Here is a 14,402-nt window from a genome sequence, read left to right as displayed (position 1 = left end):
GAACATACACTTTTTCTTAAAAACAATTTAGTATCTCCATTTTTTAAAAAAGGATTTTGCATATAACCAAGCAAAATCCTTTATAAAGATTCAATAGATTTTAAATAGGGATCAACTTAAAAACGTTGCGTAAGCTCGTTGAATGGTTCGTTGAATATCAACGGTGGGACTCATTTCTCCTTTATCTCGAGAAACAGATTTCAGATGTGCTAAAAACTCTACGTTCCCTTCACCACCTGTAATTGGCGAAAAATCCAATCCAGCAACATCATATCCCGTTTCTGTAGCAAACATCAGAATGTCTTCCAAGACCTTCTGATGAGTGACTTGGCTGCGAATGATGCCTTTTTCTCCAACTTCTTCTCGTTCTGCTTCAAATTGCGGCTTGATCAAAGCCAGCACGTCTCCATCTTCACAGATAATTTCTTTTAATACAGGTAAAATCAGCTTTAAAGAAATAAAGGAGACATCAATTGAGGCTACATTGGGTTTCCCATATGTGAAATCTTTTGCTTGGCTATACCTGAAGTTAGTCTGTTCCATAACCACTACGCGAGGATCTTGACGCAATTTCCAAGCTAATTGATTCGTTCCAACATCTAAAGCATAACTCAACTTCGCTCCGTACTGTAAGGCAGCATCCGTGAATCCGCCTGTAGATGAACCAATGTCCAACAAGATTTTATCTTTAAGGTCCACATTAAAGATATCCATCGCTTTTTCCAATTTATATCCGCCGCGGCTGACATATTTCATTTGAGCACCTTTGATTCTAAAAGTCGTATTTAAAGGGACTTTTTCTCCAGCCGTATCAATTCGTTCATTTTTATCAGTAATGACTTTACCTGTCATGATCATGCGTTGTGCTTTGTCTATTGACTCTGCAAATCCTTGTTGCACAAGCAACTTATCCGCCCGTTCTTTTTTCATTTAGTCTCCTTATTCATTCGTAATCCTCAACAAATCAACCATATCAGTCAATAAAGTCATATCAATATTTTTATCTTCTGTATGGTAACTATTCTTCACTTCTCCCAAAATGCTCACAGCAGCATTCAACTCGTTATCCAATGCTTGTTTTGCGCCAGGCAATGTCATTAAATGGGGATATGTGCTCTTACTATGCTGTTCGTCTTGTCCAGTATTTTTCCCCAGTTCTTCTACATTTCCAATAACATCTAAAATATCATCGCGTATTTGAAAAGCCAGACCGAAATGTTCTGCAAATTGAGTCAACTGTTCTTGAATTTTGACTGGAGCATCAGCTAAGATACATCCCGCAAAAACAGCAAAATGAATCAGTTCACCCGTTTTTTTGCGATGAACTGCTTTCAGATCAGCTAAAGACAAAGATTTGCCTTCACCTTCAATATCTTCTACTTGCCCGGCCACCATGCCGTTTGGTCCTGAAGTTTGAGCTAAAGCAACAGTCAAGGCTACTTTTTGTTCCATTGTAATATCGCTCTTGCCGATAATTTCAAATGACTGCGTCAACAAAGCATCTCCAGCCAAAATGGCTACGGCTTCTCCAAATACAATATGATTGGTCAGCTTTCCTCTACGCAATTCATCATTATCCATTGCGGGCAAATCATCATGGATCAATGAGTAAGTGTGAACATATTCTAAAGCAGCTGCAGTATCATAACCCTTCTCAATTTTTCCATCCAAAGATTTGATTACTGCCAATAAAAGCATGGGACGAATTCTTTTACCACCTGCTGCCAAGGAATATTTCATAGACTCATACAAAGTTCCTTTAGTTGTTTGTATTTTGTTTAACCAGTCCAACATATGTTCTTCTACTTTAAGGGCTTCTTCTTTTTTGAATACACTAAATTCCATACGAGTTATCTTCCTTTCTTAATTGGCTTCTAACTCTTGATCGAATATCGTTTCTTCACCGTTCTCATTCACGATCTTCGTTAACGTTTTTTCTGCATTTTCTAACTTATCTTTACAATATTTACTCAAAGCAACCCCTTTTTGGAACTGATCTAAAGCTTCTTCTAAAGGAACATCTCCTTGTTCTAGTTGAGCTACGATTTGCTCCAATTGTTGCATTGCTTCTTCAAATTTTAAGTTTTCTAATTCACTTGCCGTTTCTTTTTTAGTCATTTGAATCCTCCGTTTTTTCAGTTACTGTTGCTTTTAACGTTCCTTTTGACAGGTGAATGTCCACTGTATCTCCTAACTGTACACCTTGGGCATCCTTGACGATATTGTCCTCTTTCAAGACATAGCTGTATCCACGGTGCATAATTTTTAAAGGACTTAAATAATCCAATGATTGAATTCCATAATCCAATCGTTGCTTTTGCATATCCATGTACCGTGTTATTTCTTGATGTAATTGATGATTTAATTGTTCTAGTGATTCTTCATTTTTTCGAACCAAATTTTTGGGATTAGCTGTCTGCAATTGCACGGTAAATAATTTTAAGTCTTGTTGGTACAGTGTAACTTTTTCAGTCATCACACGACCCAAGCGTTCGCTTAACATGTCTACATTCTGCGTGTACCCCTCGTATAAACGTTGTGGCTGTCTAAATACATAAGAGTTCAAGCTATGTTTCAAACGCTCGTCAGCACGTTCTACTTTGCGTTGGTAGCCTTTCAATAAACGTAAGTAAACCTGTTCAATTTTCACAATTTCTTCTGTCAATTGCGGCACGGCTAATTCCGCTGCTGCTGTTGGCGTAGCTGCACGCACATCTGCCACTAAATCTGCAATAGTGGTATCCGTTTCATGTCCAACCGATGAAATGACAGGCGTTTGAGCCGCAAAAATAGCACGAGCGACTTTTTCTTCGTTAAACGGCCACAAATCTTCTATCGATCCTCCACCTCGGGCAATAATCAACGTATCAAAATCCCCTTTGGCTTCGACTTGACGGATACTTTCCACAATTGTATCAGCAGCTTGTTTTCCTTGAACTTTTGTGGGAAACAACACCAATTCTGCAATGGGAAAGCGTCTTTTGACGGTCGTCATAATGTCTCGAATAACGGCTCCACTAGGACTCGTTACAACAGCAATCCGTTTTGGGAAAGTTGGGATCAATTTTTTTGGTGCATCAAATAACCCCTCTTGTTTAAGTTTCTTTTTCATTTCTTCTAAAGCTTGATATAAAGCCCCGACTCCATCTGGTTCCATGTGTTCAATGTAAATTTGATATCTTCCTTGCTCAGAATAAAGGGAGATCCGTCCAATAACCAACACTTTCATTCCTTCTTCAGGAGTGAATTTCAAACGTTGATAAGCCGATTTAAACATCGTAGCCGAAATAACGGCATTATTGTCTTTTAAGCTAAAATATTGGTGTCCCGGTCGATTACGGAAATTGGATATTTCTCCTGTTAAGTAGACCCGTTCCAAATAAGGATCCGAATCAAATTTGCGCTTGATGTATTTGGTTAAAGCGGAGACGGTTAAATAATCATTTGTCATGCGTTCACTGCTCCTATAATTTGCCTTGCGCGGTTAATGTAGCTTTGGCGCTTTCGATAGTCTGGTACATCAGCATCGTTATAGTCATTGGGCCTACACCTTTTGGTACAGGTGTAAGGAAACCAGCCACCTCTTGGACTTCATCACTTTTTACGTCACCGATCAATTTGCCATTTTCGTCACGGTTCATTCCTACATCAATGACTACGGCACCCGGCTTAACAAACTCTTTGGTAATCATGTGACCACGCCCAATAGCTACAACCAGTATATCAGCCGTGCTGGCTAACGCAGCTAAATCTTTGGTTTTTGAATGAGCTATCGTAACTGTTGCATTTTTCATTAACAACAACTGGGCCATAGGTTTACCGACTATATTGCTGCGACCAATAATGACCGCATTTTTACCCGCTACATCGATGCTGTAACGTTGCAATAACTTCATAATGCCGTATGGGGTACATGGAATCCGGTCTGGTTGGCCAATAAACAGTTTTCCCATATTAATGGGATGAAATCCGTCTACGTCTTTAGCTGGGTCAATCGCATCCAGTACTTTTGTTGAATCAATGTGCTTCGGTAAAGGAAGCTGAACCAATATGCCGTGAAAATGAACGTCCTTGTTCAACCGATCGATAACTCGCAATAATTCTACTTCTGAAATCGTTGCAGGATATCTTTCCACTGTAGAATGAATCCCTAGTTTTTTTGCTCGTTTCTCTTTGTTTTTGACATAAGTCTGGCTAGCCGAATCGTCTCCAATCAACACTACAGCCAAACCAGGTACCAGGCCTTTTTCTCTTAATTTGAGGACTTCTACCTGCATTTCTTCATTTAATTCATCGGATAATAATTTACCACTCATTACGGTTGCAACCATATCCTATCACCTCTTTAGTCAGTTTATCTATTTACAGTCTATCATAGTTTCTCTTTTAATTTACCCTAAAACTGCCACATCTCATAAAATAGTTAAGGATTTTTTATCTAAAAGAAAAGAAATAACAGCGTGTCGATTAGCCCTGTTATTCCTTCCTTTTTTACTAGTTTTTGATTTTCATCTGTTCCTTTGCATCGATATTGACCACCTGATAAGCCTTTTGCATCAATAAATGCGCATTGTTTCCATATTGTATCCCTTGAATAAGCTGTCCATGAATAAATAAACGTTCCAGAATGCCAAATCGTTGGCTGATCGCTTCTGCACTAGGCCAAATGACTTTCACACCGCCAAATCGTTCTGGCTCTATGATTTGTTTCTCAATTAACTGATTCATCAAGTCAGATTGATACATAGAGGATTTGACATTCATATCATGCCCGGTAGCATTTACTAAATAATCCACTTCGACTGTTTCATCGTCTGCGACCAGCACTTTGAACTTAGCTGCATCTACCTCAACCGACTGCATTCTTTCCCATACGTCGATTTCTCCAGAGTTCCACCATTGGAGCAATTCTTTCAAGGACTCTTTTGGCATCGGCGTCCTGAAGTGTTTAAACAGGGGTTCATACTCGGAGTAAAAGATTTCTTTATCTGCTTCTGTTAAAACTTGCATAAAATCTGCGAGATGAGCGTCCATTTTATGGATAATAGCTTGCAGCATTCCGATACCCTTATCATTACGCAATTGTCTTTCCAATTGTTCTTTAGTTCCTTTTGAAAAACTTGTTCGTAAGTCATCAAAATCAACCTGCTTGTCCTTACATTCTAAATAGAACCATTCTATCATCTGCTTTAATGGAACGAAGCCGTTGTGTTGAGCTTTGGCTTGTTGCACATTTTCTACTGTCAAATGGGTTAATGTTATTTCTGGCTCATAGCCCCGATACAATGAAAATTGATTGTATCGAGAAAAAATGTGCACAGAATATCCTTTATCTTGGTGTTTAAGGTAGCGCATCAAATCAATTCCTGTTAGTCCAGTACCAATTATACCAATACGAGATTCGCTTGGAATATCTGCTAATTTTTCTTTGACCGGGTACGGATTGTGAATGTATTTTTTGTTATGAAGCAGATGATATGGATCTTGATAAGGTAAATGGCCGATACATAAATGAACAGCATCATAAACTTCTGTTGTCGTACTTGTTTGTACTAAATAGGTGCCGTCTTCTTGCACATCAAAATCAGTCACCAGCTCTTGAGTGATTTTGGGGTGAACGACTTGTACAGCTGAAGCTAATTTCTCTTGCATGTAGTCTCCAAACCATGGACGCGGAAAGAATACTTTCTGCCCATTTTGGATGCCTTTTTTCTGTTCAGCCCATTTTACAAAATCTAATGGATCTTCTGAATCCAGACTCATGGTATCGGCAGTTTGATTGATCAATAACCATTCTGAGTCAGATTGATAAGGTATCCCTGTACCAAATGTTTTAGACTGGTCATACAGCATAATTTGATCTTGGTGATAAGACGTATTTCTTGCTAGGGCATTTAAAACGCTGACTCCTGCAGCACCCATTCCAATGATAGCTATTCTGTTCAAATCTGGACACTTCTCTTTCATGTGGGGATTTTAATCTTCATCTTTGATATCTGGGTCCTCAGGCAAAGGCGTGTTCAGATACTCTTCTATTTCTGCTTTCTTTTTTTCACGTGCCTTCAAAAAAAGATCGAACTGTTCCTTGTTTAGGAGTGTTTCATTGTCTATCCGAACCACTCGGACTTGTTTTTCACGTATCAATCGATGAATTTCATTGACTGGTAATTGAAGGTATTCTGCAGTTTCTAGAATGCTTAGATACATATTCCCGCTCCTTATAAATGTAAATTCGTTTTTATTATATATCACTTCGCTGGCGTTTGTCCCAGACTCTTTCTTATTTGAATAAAAATCTAATGGTTTCTTAAAAAAGAAGCAACAAACTCCTTCATGAAGAGTCTGTTGCTTCCACCGGTCTTTCATTCGTTTTTAGAGTGCTTCCTTAGTTATTCTTGGACAATATTTTGCGGCTCGCCCTTGACAAAAGCTAATGTATTTTCAAACGCAATGTAAGCTCTTGATATCATCGCCTCATCTGTTAGATAACCAACATGAGGTGCCAAAACCGTATTTTCAGCTTCTAATAAAGGGTAATCTGCCGGTAGAGGCGGTTCCATATCGAATACGTCGATTCCAGCTCCTGCGATTTCCCCTGCATTGAGCAGTTCTGCTAAAGCCTTATTGTCTATAATGGGGCCTCGAGCGCAATTCACTAGGATTGCAGAAGATTTCATTTTAGACAACATCTCCTTAGAGACAATTCCTTTTGTTTCGTCATTCAGTGGCAAATGAACTGAAATAATATCACTTTGCTGCATCAGTGTTTCCAACTCTAAGTATTCAAGTCCCAGTTCTTTTGCTTCTTTATGTTCTGAACGATTGTATCCAATTAACTGGGCTCCGAAAGCTTTAAACAACTTCGCCGTCATTGTCCCAATTTTACCAGTCCCGATGATCCCCACTGTTTTGCCTTTGATTTCATTACCTTGAAAAGGACCAGGAAAATCATTTTTCCGGATATCGGCATTTCCTTGAGTGATGCCTCGATAGAGATCTAATGTTAAACCGATGACCAATTCTGCTACTGCTTGGTTTGAATAACCGGCTGCGTTTGCGATCTTGATCTCTTTAGCTTTTGCAGCGTCTTTGTCTACATGATCGACCCCAGTAAATGCCACATTGATCAATTGCAACTGTTCTGCAGCTTCAATCACTTCTGCAGGATAAGGATTATTCGCGATCATTACAATATCCGCATCACGGCTTCGTTTGACCAATTCAGTCGTGTTTGTCGTTTTTTCATTGTAATATTCAAAATCATGCCCAAGGTCTTTAAGGGGGCGAGACAAATCTTCAATCATTTCATCCGGTACACGCAAGGGTTCCAATAACTTAATTTTCACATTAACCTCTCCTTTTAACTCAACTTACCTTTATTGTCTAAAAAACACGCTCTTTTTGCAAGATAAATCGGTTAACAGTTCCTTTATCCTATGAGCCTCGTTTTTTATCCAACTAGTAGAATACAAAAAAAAGAGGACTAGTCCTCTTTTTCTTCGTTTACCATATTTGATAAAATACCATTTACAAATTTCCGTGATTTTTCATCACTATACAACTTGATAACTTCCAATGCTTCATTCAAAGCTACCTTGTTCGGTACATCGTCAACAAACAACATTTCATAAACAGCAATTCGCATGACTAATAAATCTGTTTTCGCCAAACGCTTAATCGACCAATTTGTTAAATGAGCGTCAATCTTTTCATCAATCACTTGTTGCTGTTCGATCACACCCGACACCAATTCATTTAAGTAAGTCGGAATAGAAACTTCTTCTATTTCTTCACTACCGTCATTGTTGTTGATCAGGGCTTCTCGCATAGCAATTTCTTTGGATAGATCTTTATTTGCGGAAAGTTGAAAAAGTGATTGCAACGCTTTTTCTCTTATTTCACGTCTTGTCAAACTCACTCTTCTTCACCGTCTTCATCCATTATATTTAATAAATCATTCATTGCTGATTTTTCTGGAACTATACCGACAATATGAACATTTACTTCATTCAATTCAATGTCTGTCATTTGCAGTAATTGATCCCGTACTTTGCTCTGGATTTCAAGTGCCACAGAAGGTACAGATACGCCATATTTAAAATAGCAGTAAATATCGACTTTCAATCCTTCTTCATCTTGTGTCAAATGAACCCCTTTTTTATGGTTAACACGACCAAATAATTCTGTAACGCCTGAGGCCAATTTTCCATGCATGGCATAGACTCCATCGACTTCATTAGCGGCGATACCTGAAATCACTTCAATAACTTCTGGAGCGACTTCGATCTCACCCAATGATCCTTTAGTATCGTTTACAGCAAGTATTGATTCTTGAGCCATAAGATCCCTCCTCATTCTGTTCTTAACGGTTAAATGCATCCATTCAGCAGTTTGTTAAGCTCTGGAAACGTATGATCCGTCTTGTGTATTGACGATTAAAACATCGTCTACGTTGACAAAGAAAGGTACGTTAACTGTTGCTCCTGTTTCCAATGTTGCTGGTTTAGTCCCACCTGAAGAAGTATCTCCGCGAATCCCTGGTTCTGTTTCAACAACTTTTAATTCAACCGTATTCGGCAATTCAACACCTAGTGTTTCTGTTTCATACATGATTACTTGAACTTCCATATTTTCTTTCAAATATTTTAATTCAGCTTCAATAGATTCACCTGGCAATTCGATTTGTTCGTAATTATCCGTATCCATGAATACATGTGACCCAGAATTTTCATATAAATATTGCATACGACGGTTGTTGATTTGTGCTTTTCCTACTTTTTCACCAGCACGGAACGTTTTTTCTTGCATTGCCCCAGTACGTAAGTTTTTTAGTTTAGAACGTACAAATGCTGCACCTTTTCCTGGTTTAACATGTTGGAAATCCACGACGCGCCAAAGGCCCCCGTCTACTTCGATGGTTAAACCTGTTTTAAAGTCATTAACTGAAATCATATATTTTCCTCCTACACTCCAATGTCATTCTACTTAAGTTTACCATGTTTTGTGCGTTCTGACTATTAATAATCGGAACACTATTAAAGAATAATCAGCTCTTTAGGAGAGTGGACAATAATTTCGTTTCCTGTTTCCGTAATGACTAAGTCATCTTCGATTCTAACCCCGCCTACATTAGGAAAATAAAGACCTGGTTCATTCGTAATCACATTACCTGGTACAAAAGCTTTTTCAGCTAAACGAGACACATTTGGACCTTCATGAATCTCTAATCCAATTCCGTGCCCAGTTGAATGACCGAATGCTTCAGCGACTCCTCGTTTAGCAAAATAATCGCGTGCTACGGCGTCTAATTCAACTCCTGTCACACCTGGTTTAGCAGCTTCAGAAACCATCAATTGTGCATCAAGCACCATTTGATAAATATCTTTCATTTTTTGACCTGGATCTCCAATAGCAAATGTACGCGTCATGTCTGAAACATATCCATTGTAATAGCAACCAAAGTCCAGCGTGATCATGTCGCCCATTTCAATCAATTTATCACTAGCTACTCCATGAGGCATAGAAGAACGGACACCGCTAGCTACAATAGTCTCAAAAGACACTCCCGTAGCTCCTAAACCGCGCATGTGGAAATCCAGCTTGTTGGCTACCTCAATTTCAGACATTCCTGTTTTAACTTCTCCTAAGATAAATTGGAAGGCTGAGTCAGCAATCTCACAAGCTTTTTTGATTGTAGCAATTTCATCTGCATCTTTTACTTCACGCAACTCTTCTACTAATCCTGTTACCGGCACTAGTTCACTGGTCACGATAGTGGTTAATAATTGATGTAAACTAAAAGTTACAAAATTTTCTTCAAATCCCACTTTTTTCAATTGGTCTTTTAAGACAATTCGAGCTACTTCATCATAAATCGAACCATAATTTTGTACGATCTCAAAACCAACCGCTTGATGAGCTGCTTGTTGAGTGTATCTAAAGTCCGTTACGAAATAAGCTTTGTCTAATGTAACCAAGCTCAATCCTGTTGTTCCTGTAAAGTTAGAAATGTAACGCAAGTTAAATGGACTGGTGATCAATAAGGCATCCAACCCCTTTACTCTCATAGCATTACGTAAATTATCCAATCGTGTCACTGAGCATCACTCCTTAAATTTTGCATCTATGTATAGTATACACCACTTTTGCCAGCTAAAAAACCAATAGCTTAGTCAAATAATGAAAACAAAAAAGAGCAATCGCATCTCAATCTGATTTGTGATTGCTCAAAGAACTGTTTATGGAATAAGTTGATTTTTCTGCATTTCATCTATTTGATTTATCAGATTGACTGGTCTCTCTATTTCTATGCTTTCACTTTCAACTGATTTTGCTTTTTCTTTTTGCTCCAGTTGTTTTTTAGGAACAACATATTTCATTTGTTTAGTCATAGAAAACTGTTTATTGGTAACAGCTGTTAATTGATACAAATTAGTCGACATTTTTTTAACTGTCACTTCTCCGTTTTTAAAGGTTGCCTTTCCTGTTTCAATCCATTCTGAATTATTCAGCTTCATTCTCAATTCCTCTTCTGTTAACAGTAACATCCCTTTTGCATTATAAGATTCTTTGGTAGCAAACAATTGATGCATTTGATCGTGGTAAATACTTACGCTTCCCAATAAAATCACAACTAATAAAAAAACAAATACGATAATGGATGGCAGAATTGCACCTTTTTCATTCATTTTTAGGCTCCTCGATATGGTCTTTGAGATTGATTTGGGATTGATAGGTTTCGCCATTCATAAATTCCACTTGGATGACTAAAAATTTCCCATTTAGCTTAAAGTTTAGAGTATGCAATTTCATCAACATAGGCTGATACCCTTGAGAGTCCACTTGACGAATCATTTTTTGTCCTTTTCGTTTGTAAGAAACCTTCTCCGTTACACCTGTTTTTTCACTATATTGGTTGAACACTACTTGTTCTTTAGTCACTTCCTTGAGTTGATTTTCTTTCAAATCAAACTCAAATTGGTTCAGAAACAAATGCCATTCCAATTGACGATCAGATTGTTGCACGTTGTGAATAGATTGTACTTGTTTGACGGCTAAAGAGAACAAAGAAAAACAAAGAGCAAAAACAAGCAGCGCTATGATCGATTCAAGAAGAGTAAAACCTTTATTATTGAGCCGTTGTATTGGTAAAAGAAAGCATTTGAAGGGTCCATTCTTGTTCCTTTTCATAGACGCGAATTCCTTTCCATCGCCCCGCTTCTTGTTCTGAAATGTAATATGTTTTTCCTGCGGTTATCCATGTTGTTTCTATAGGTTCAGCTAAGAGGCTTTTTTGGATTTGCTCGTATCCAATTCTGGTGAGTTCTACTTCATTTCTACTGTTTTTGATGGACAATGTCATATTCATTAAAAAAGGAATGTAAATCATTAGGCATGTCACCAATACCAGCCAAGAAATAACAGCCTCCAACAGCATAAATCCTTTTTGGTCGAGTTGTTTATTCCCAATCATACCTTCCGCTCCCTAATTGAAATTTTAATTTGGTATTTTCTCCATTTATGTTGAATGTAATGGAATCTAAGTTTTTGATGTTTCCACTTCCGCCAAGAAAATAAATTTCAATCGCATTGGTTAGGGAAGATACAGATTCAGGAAAAAAAAGGGTATGATTGAATGGATGATTTTTGTCTTCTAATACAGTAAAGGTAATCTTTCGATTTTGCCGAAAAAGTTCCACCTTTGTCATTTTTCCTGACAATACTGCATAGTTTTGGGTTGCCGTCACACTGCTTTCTAAATTTCGCTTAAATAGATCACCTTCTATAGCAGCAGTGGCACTTCTAGACATCAGTTGAGGAATCAGCACTAAGCTGGCAGCGATAGACAATACGAGTAAACTTTCCAGCAGTAAAAAACCTTTTTGATTTTTTAACATATCCTCTTATCTCCTTTACTCTTTTTTTAATGTCACCACTCCATTGGTTACTTTCAACGTTTGAGTTGCTTGTTCTACCTGGTTATCATTCAAGTATTTTTTAGTCCCTAGTACATTAAACGTATTTGCGTCTGTCAATCCTGCCGAGTCTTCTGTCATAAGATACAGATCCAATTGCGTTTGGACGACAGTCGCAAATGCGGCGTTTCCTGTTGAATCAATAGAATCTTTGCTTTTGGATAAATTAGGAATGACTAACAACATGATCACGGATATGACAAAAAGAACAATCACCATTTCAATTAATGTAAACCCTTTATTGGATAGTACTTTCGTGTTTTTCAAAATATTCCCTCCTCAAATAAACTATACATAGGTAACAACAAAGCTAAATAAACACACAAAATAATTAACGCAATAAGGATAAAAATAACCGGTTGGATGTACGAAAAACTTTTTTCAACGGCTCCAGTAAAACGCTGTTTACAGTCTTCTGAATAGACTGCCAATTCACTCCCTAACTGACTAGTAGCTTCTCCATGCATGACGATCAATCCTAATTCTTCATTAAAAAAAGGCAAATCATTCATGGATTCCTTAAAGTTCTTCCCTTCCATCAACGATTGTTCTATTTTCACAGCGACTTCCTGCATTAATTTAGTCGTTGAGCGTGTCTGCATTAAGCTGATCATTTCATTTAATTGCAAACCACTTTTAAATAATTGACTCCATTCATAGCTGAAATAATGCGTGTAGTACAATCGGATCAACTTGCCAAAGTATGGGATCGACGTTAAAATCTTTGCTCTTTTGACAGCCGATTGTTGCGCTAAATGACCATAAAACAGGAGGACTACAACTAACCCTGCTATAAGAACGGCTGCAACCAAGTATGGAAAATATTGCACAAATGCAATTGAAAGCAATGCTGCTATTGACTGTTCTTTGCTTTGTCCTATACCCAGCTGCATTAAATTAGGCAACAATATGGTGCGGATAACCAGTACTACTCCAGTCATAAATCCAAGTAACAAGATGGGGTACTGCAACAATTTTAACAGCTGCTTCTCTTGATGGTTCTTTTCTTCCAGGTATTTTCCGCTCGTTCGCAATGATTCAGCAAAACGGCCATGAACCAAAGATAAATAAATCTGAGCAGTTATTCGTTCTGAAAAATCCAATTGTTTCAGCATTTCATCAAATCGTTTTCCTTTTTCCAAGCCTACGAGAATAATGGTTATCCATTCGGCTTCTTTAGGCATGATGGTGGCCAAGAATTGCAAAGCTTCTTTTAGCGCAAATCCTTCGGAAATCAGCGTAGACAATTTAATTAAAAAAGAGGCTTGTATAGCTGTTTGCTTTGATTTAAGGAATCTGGTATTTTTGGCAGTTTTCTTCACTGACGTATCCATATGCAGTCGCCTTTCGCAATAAATGATTAAACGTTCGATTGGCCGTTGTTGTCTTTTGTGGTTGATCCAGTTGATGTTTAGACATCACTTCATACAATACAGCACGTTTATTTTCCGTTTTATAGTGCCCGCACGCTAATTGGCAATCTCCTTGACACAACGGACAATAACGCGGGATTAACTTTTGATATACGATTCCTAATAGGGATTGCCGAAGCTGCTCTTTAGAAACGCCCAGCTCTTCCAAACGAGAAAGTACCCCCAAGGCATTTTTCGCGTGGATGCTGGCAAGAATTAGGTGTCCTGTTAAAGCCCCTCTGATAGCCATTTTAGCCGTTTCTTCATCGCGTATTTCGCCAATGATCAAAACATCGGGATGATGACGCAAGCTGGAACGTAGTAAAGTCGAATAGGAGATTCCAGCTTTTTCATTGACCTGACACTGCAAAAAGCTTGGCTCTTCTATCTCTACAGGATCTTCGACGGTTATAACCTGCTGTTTATGCTTCTGTGAACTTTCTCGAATCAATTGATACATCGTAGTGGTTTTGCCTGAACCAACCGGACCTGAAAAAAGCAGCAAACCGCTTTTGAATTTAGCTAGTCGTTCAATTTCTTGTACTTCTTGCTGGAAAAAAGCAGTCGTTCGCAGCAATCGCTGCTTCACTTGGTTCAATAACCGGATAACCATCGTTTCTTGGGCACGGTAGTTGGTGATTGTTGAAAAGCGCAACGCACATACCCCATACTCATTTTCTAAATTAGCTGACCCACTCTGCGGTCTCCTTCTTTCTCCTACATCCATATTGGCAATGTATTTAAAATAGGAAATTAATCGCTCTCCTTCCATGGCTTCGACTGTTTTATGAAGCACCATATTTCCTCCAATCCTAAAATAAATCAAGAATACAGCCTCTCCTTCCGGTAAAATATGAATGTCGCTTACGCCTGTAAAATGGGCTTTCGCGATCATTCCGGAAGCTATTTCTTCCAATTCCATAAAAAACCTCCTTTCTATTGACCCTCTAAACGAGTTTACATGTTGTCATTTTGCTTTTTATTGTAGGGCTTCTACTCCCATACGGTGTATTAC

19 protein-coding genes are annotated in these 14,402 nt (G+C 38.2%); all 19 read right to left on the bottom strand.

The window, feature by feature from the left end; genetic code table 11:
- Positions 1–111: 111 nt before the first annotated feature.
- Positions 112–930 carry a TlyA family RNA methyltransferase gene (locus tag ACEN4L_RS02010; RefSeq protein WP_407095677.1) on the bottom strand — a complete coding sequence of 273 codons (819 nt, stop codon included), beginning with the start codon at positions 928–930 and terminating at the stop codon, positions 112–114.
- Between the two features lie 9 nt (positions 931–939).
- Complete coding sequence (locus ACEN4L_RS02005) at positions 940–1,845, bottom strand: polyprenyl synthetase family protein (RefSeq protein WP_407095676.1); 906 nt, start codon at positions 1,843–1,845, stop codon at positions 940–942.
- A gap of 18 nt (positions 1,846–1,863) precedes the next feature.
- Positions 1,864–2,118, bottom strand: coding sequence for an exodeoxyribonuclease VII small subunit (locus ACEN4L_RS02000; protein ID WP_407095675.1), 255 nt, complete (start codon positions 2,116–2,118; stop codon positions 1,864–1,866).
- Positions 2,111–3,451, bottom strand: coding sequence for an exodeoxyribonuclease VII large subunit (gene xseA, locus ACEN4L_RS01995; RefSeq protein WP_407095674.1), 1,341 nt, complete (start codon positions 3,449–3,451; stop codon positions 2,111–2,113). Before xseA ends, ACEN4L_RS02000 begins: the two co-directional genes overlap by 8 nt.
- 13 nt (positions 3,452–3,464) lie before the next feature.
- Positions 3,465–4,331, bottom strand: a complete 867-nt coding sequence (gene folD / locus ACEN4L_RS01990) for a bifunctional methylenetetrahydrofolate dehydrogenase/methenyltetrahydrofolate cyclohydrolase FolD (protein WP_407095673.1) — start codon at positions 4,329–4,331, stop codon at positions 3,465–3,467.
- A gap of 163 nt (positions 4,332–4,494) precedes the next feature.
- Entirely contained in the window at positions 4,495–5,946 is a 1,452-nt protein-coding gene (locus ACEN4L_RS01985) for an FAD/NAD(P)-binding protein (RefSeq protein WP_407095672.1), read from the bottom strand.
- 30 nt (positions 5,947–5,976) lie between these two features.
- Positions 5,977–6,207 carry a helix-turn-helix domain-containing protein gene (locus tag ACEN4L_RS01980; RefSeq protein WP_407095671.1) on the bottom strand — a complete coding sequence of 77 codons (231 nt, stop codon included), beginning with the start codon at positions 6,205–6,207 and terminating at the stop codon, positions 5,977–5,979.
- Between the two features lie 182 nt (positions 6,208–6,389).
- On the bottom strand, positions 6,390–7,346 hold the full coding sequence (locus ACEN4L_RS01975) for a 2-hydroxyacid dehydrogenase (RefSeq protein WP_407095670.1): 957 nt from the start codon (positions 7,344–7,346) through the stop codon (positions 6,390–6,392).
- 137 nt (positions 7,347–7,483) lie between these two features.
- Complete coding sequence (nusB, locus tag ACEN4L_RS01970; RefSeq protein WP_407095669.1) at positions 7,484–7,918, bottom strand: transcription antitermination factor NusB; 435 nt, start codon at positions 7,916–7,918, stop codon at positions 7,484–7,486.
- Positions 7,915–8,340: an Asp23/Gls24 family envelope stress response protein gene (locus tag ACEN4L_RS01965; protein ID WP_407095668.1), complete on the bottom strand. Its 426-nt coding sequence runs from the start codon at positions 8,338–8,340 to the stop codon at positions 7,915–7,917. Before ACEN4L_RS01965 ends, nusB begins: the two co-directional genes overlap by 4 nt.
- A gap of 54 nt (positions 8,341–8,394) precedes the next feature.
- Entirely contained in the window at positions 8,395–8,952 is a 558-nt protein-coding gene (gene efp / locus ACEN4L_RS01960; RefSeq protein ID WP_407095667.1) for an elongation factor P, read from the bottom strand.
- Between the two features lie 83 nt (positions 8,953–9,035).
- Complete coding sequence (locus ACEN4L_RS01955; protein WP_407095666.1) at positions 9,036–10,097, bottom strand: M24 family metallopeptidase; 1,062 nt, start codon at positions 10,095–10,097, stop codon at positions 9,036–9,038.
- Positions 10,098–10,238: 141 nt separating this feature from the next.
- Entirely contained in the window at positions 10,239–10,688 is a 450-nt protein-coding gene (locus ACEN4L_RS01950) for a hypothetical protein (protein WP_407095665.1), read from the bottom strand.
- Complete coding sequence (comGF, locus tag ACEN4L_RS01945) at positions 10,681–11,190, bottom strand: competence type IV pilus minor pilin ComGF (RefSeq protein WP_407095664.1); 510 nt, start codon at positions 11,188–11,190, stop codon at positions 10,681–10,683. The genes ACEN4L_RS01950 and comGF overlap by 8 nt, the downstream gene beginning before the upstream one ends.
- The gene (locus ACEN4L_RS01940) at positions 11,129–11,473 is read right to left on the bottom strand and encodes a hypothetical protein (RefSeq protein ID WP_407095663.1); all 345 of its coding nucleotides are present in this window, start codon (positions 11,471–11,473) and stop codon (positions 11,129–11,131) included. The genes comGF and ACEN4L_RS01940 overlap by 62 nt, the downstream gene beginning before the upstream one ends.
- Positions 11,460–11,897, bottom strand: coding sequence for a competence type IV pilus minor pilin ComGD (comGD, locus tag ACEN4L_RS01935; protein ID WP_407095662.1), 438 nt, complete (start codon positions 11,895–11,897; stop codon positions 11,460–11,462). Before comGD ends, ACEN4L_RS01940 begins: the two co-directional genes overlap by 14 nt.
- 15 nt (positions 11,898–11,912) lie before the next feature.
- Complete coding sequence (comGC, locus tag ACEN4L_RS01930; RefSeq protein ID WP_407095661.1) at positions 11,913–12,242, bottom strand: competence type IV pilus major pilin ComGC; 330 nt, start codon at positions 12,240–12,242, stop codon at positions 11,913–11,915.
- Positions 12,239–13,309 (bottom strand): competence type IV pilus assembly protein ComGB, encoded by a 1,071-nt coding sequence (comGB, locus tag ACEN4L_RS01925; RefSeq protein ID WP_407095660.1) that lies wholly within the window; start codon positions 13,307–13,309, stop codon positions 12,239–12,241. Before comGB ends, comGC begins: the two co-directional genes overlap by 4 nt.
- On the bottom strand, positions 13,263–14,309 hold the full coding sequence (gene comGA, locus ACEN4L_RS01920; protein ID WP_407095659.1) for a competence type IV pilus ATPase ComGA: 1,047 nt from the start codon (positions 14,307–14,309) through the stop codon (positions 13,263–13,265). The genes comGB and comGA overlap by 47 nt, the downstream gene beginning before the upstream one ends.
- Positions 14,310–14,402 lie beyond the last annotated feature (93 nt).

Origin of the sequence: Desemzia sp. FAM 23988 (genome assembly GCF_045528365.1) — a bacterium.
Taxonomy (GTDB): domain Bacteria; phylum Bacillota; class Bacilli; order Lactobacillales; family Carnobacteriaceae; genus Desemzia.
Note: the sequence above shows the minus strand (reverse complement) of the source record. Positions and strands in the feature narration are given on the sequence as shown.

Coding starts and splice junctions, on each gene's coding strand:
- ACEN4L_RS02010 (WP_407095677.1), bottom strand. CDS start 930: ATGAAAAAAGAACGGGCGGATAAGTTGCTTGTGCAACAAGGATTTGCA.
- ACEN4L_RS02005 (WP_407095676.1), bottom strand. CDS start 1,845: ATGGAATTTAGTGTATTCAAAAAAGAAGAAGCCCTTAAAGTAGAAGAA.
- ACEN4L_RS02000 (WP_407095675.1), bottom strand. CDS start 2,118: ATGACTAAAAAAGAAACGGCAAGTGAATTAGAAAACTTAAAATTTGAA.
- xseA (WP_407095674.1), bottom strand. CDS start 3,451: ATGACAAATGATTATTTAACCGTCTCCGCTTTAACCAAATACATCAAG.
- folD (WP_407095673.1), bottom strand. CDS start 4,331: ATGGTTGCAACCGTAATGAGTGGTAAATTATTATCCGATGAATTAAAT.
- ACEN4L_RS01980 (WP_407095671.1), bottom strand. CDS start 6,207: ATGTATCTAAGCATTCTAGAAACTGCAGAATACCTTCAATTACCAGTC.
- ACEN4L_RS01965 (WP_407095668.1), bottom strand. CDS start 8,340: ATGGCTCAAGAATCAATACTTGCTGTAAACGATACTAAAGGATCATTG.
- efp (WP_407095667.1), bottom strand. CDS start 8,952: ATGATTTCAGTTAATGACTTTAAAACAGGTTTAACCATCGAAGTAGAC.
- ACEN4L_RS01950 (WP_407095665.1), bottom strand. CDS start 10,688: ATGAATGAAAAAGGTGCAATTCTGCCATCCATTATCGTATTTGTTTTT.
- comGF (WP_407095664.1), bottom strand. CDS start 11,190: ATGAAAAGGAACAAGAATGGACCCTTCAAATGCTTTCTTTTACCAATA.
- ACEN4L_RS01940 (WP_407095663.1), bottom strand. CDS start 11,473: ATGATTGGGAATAAACAACTCGACCAAAAAGGATTTATGCTGTTGGAG.
- comGD (WP_407095662.1), bottom strand. CDS start 11,897: ATGTTAAAAAATCAAAAAGGTTTTTTACTGCTGGAAAGTTTACTCGTA.
- comGB (WP_407095660.1), bottom strand. CDS start 13,309: ATGGATACGTCAGTGAAGAAAACTGCCAAAAATACCAGATTCCTTAAA.
- comGA (WP_407095659.1), bottom strand. CDS start 14,309: ATGGAATTGGAAGAAATAGCTTCCGGAATGATCGCGAAAGCCCATTTT.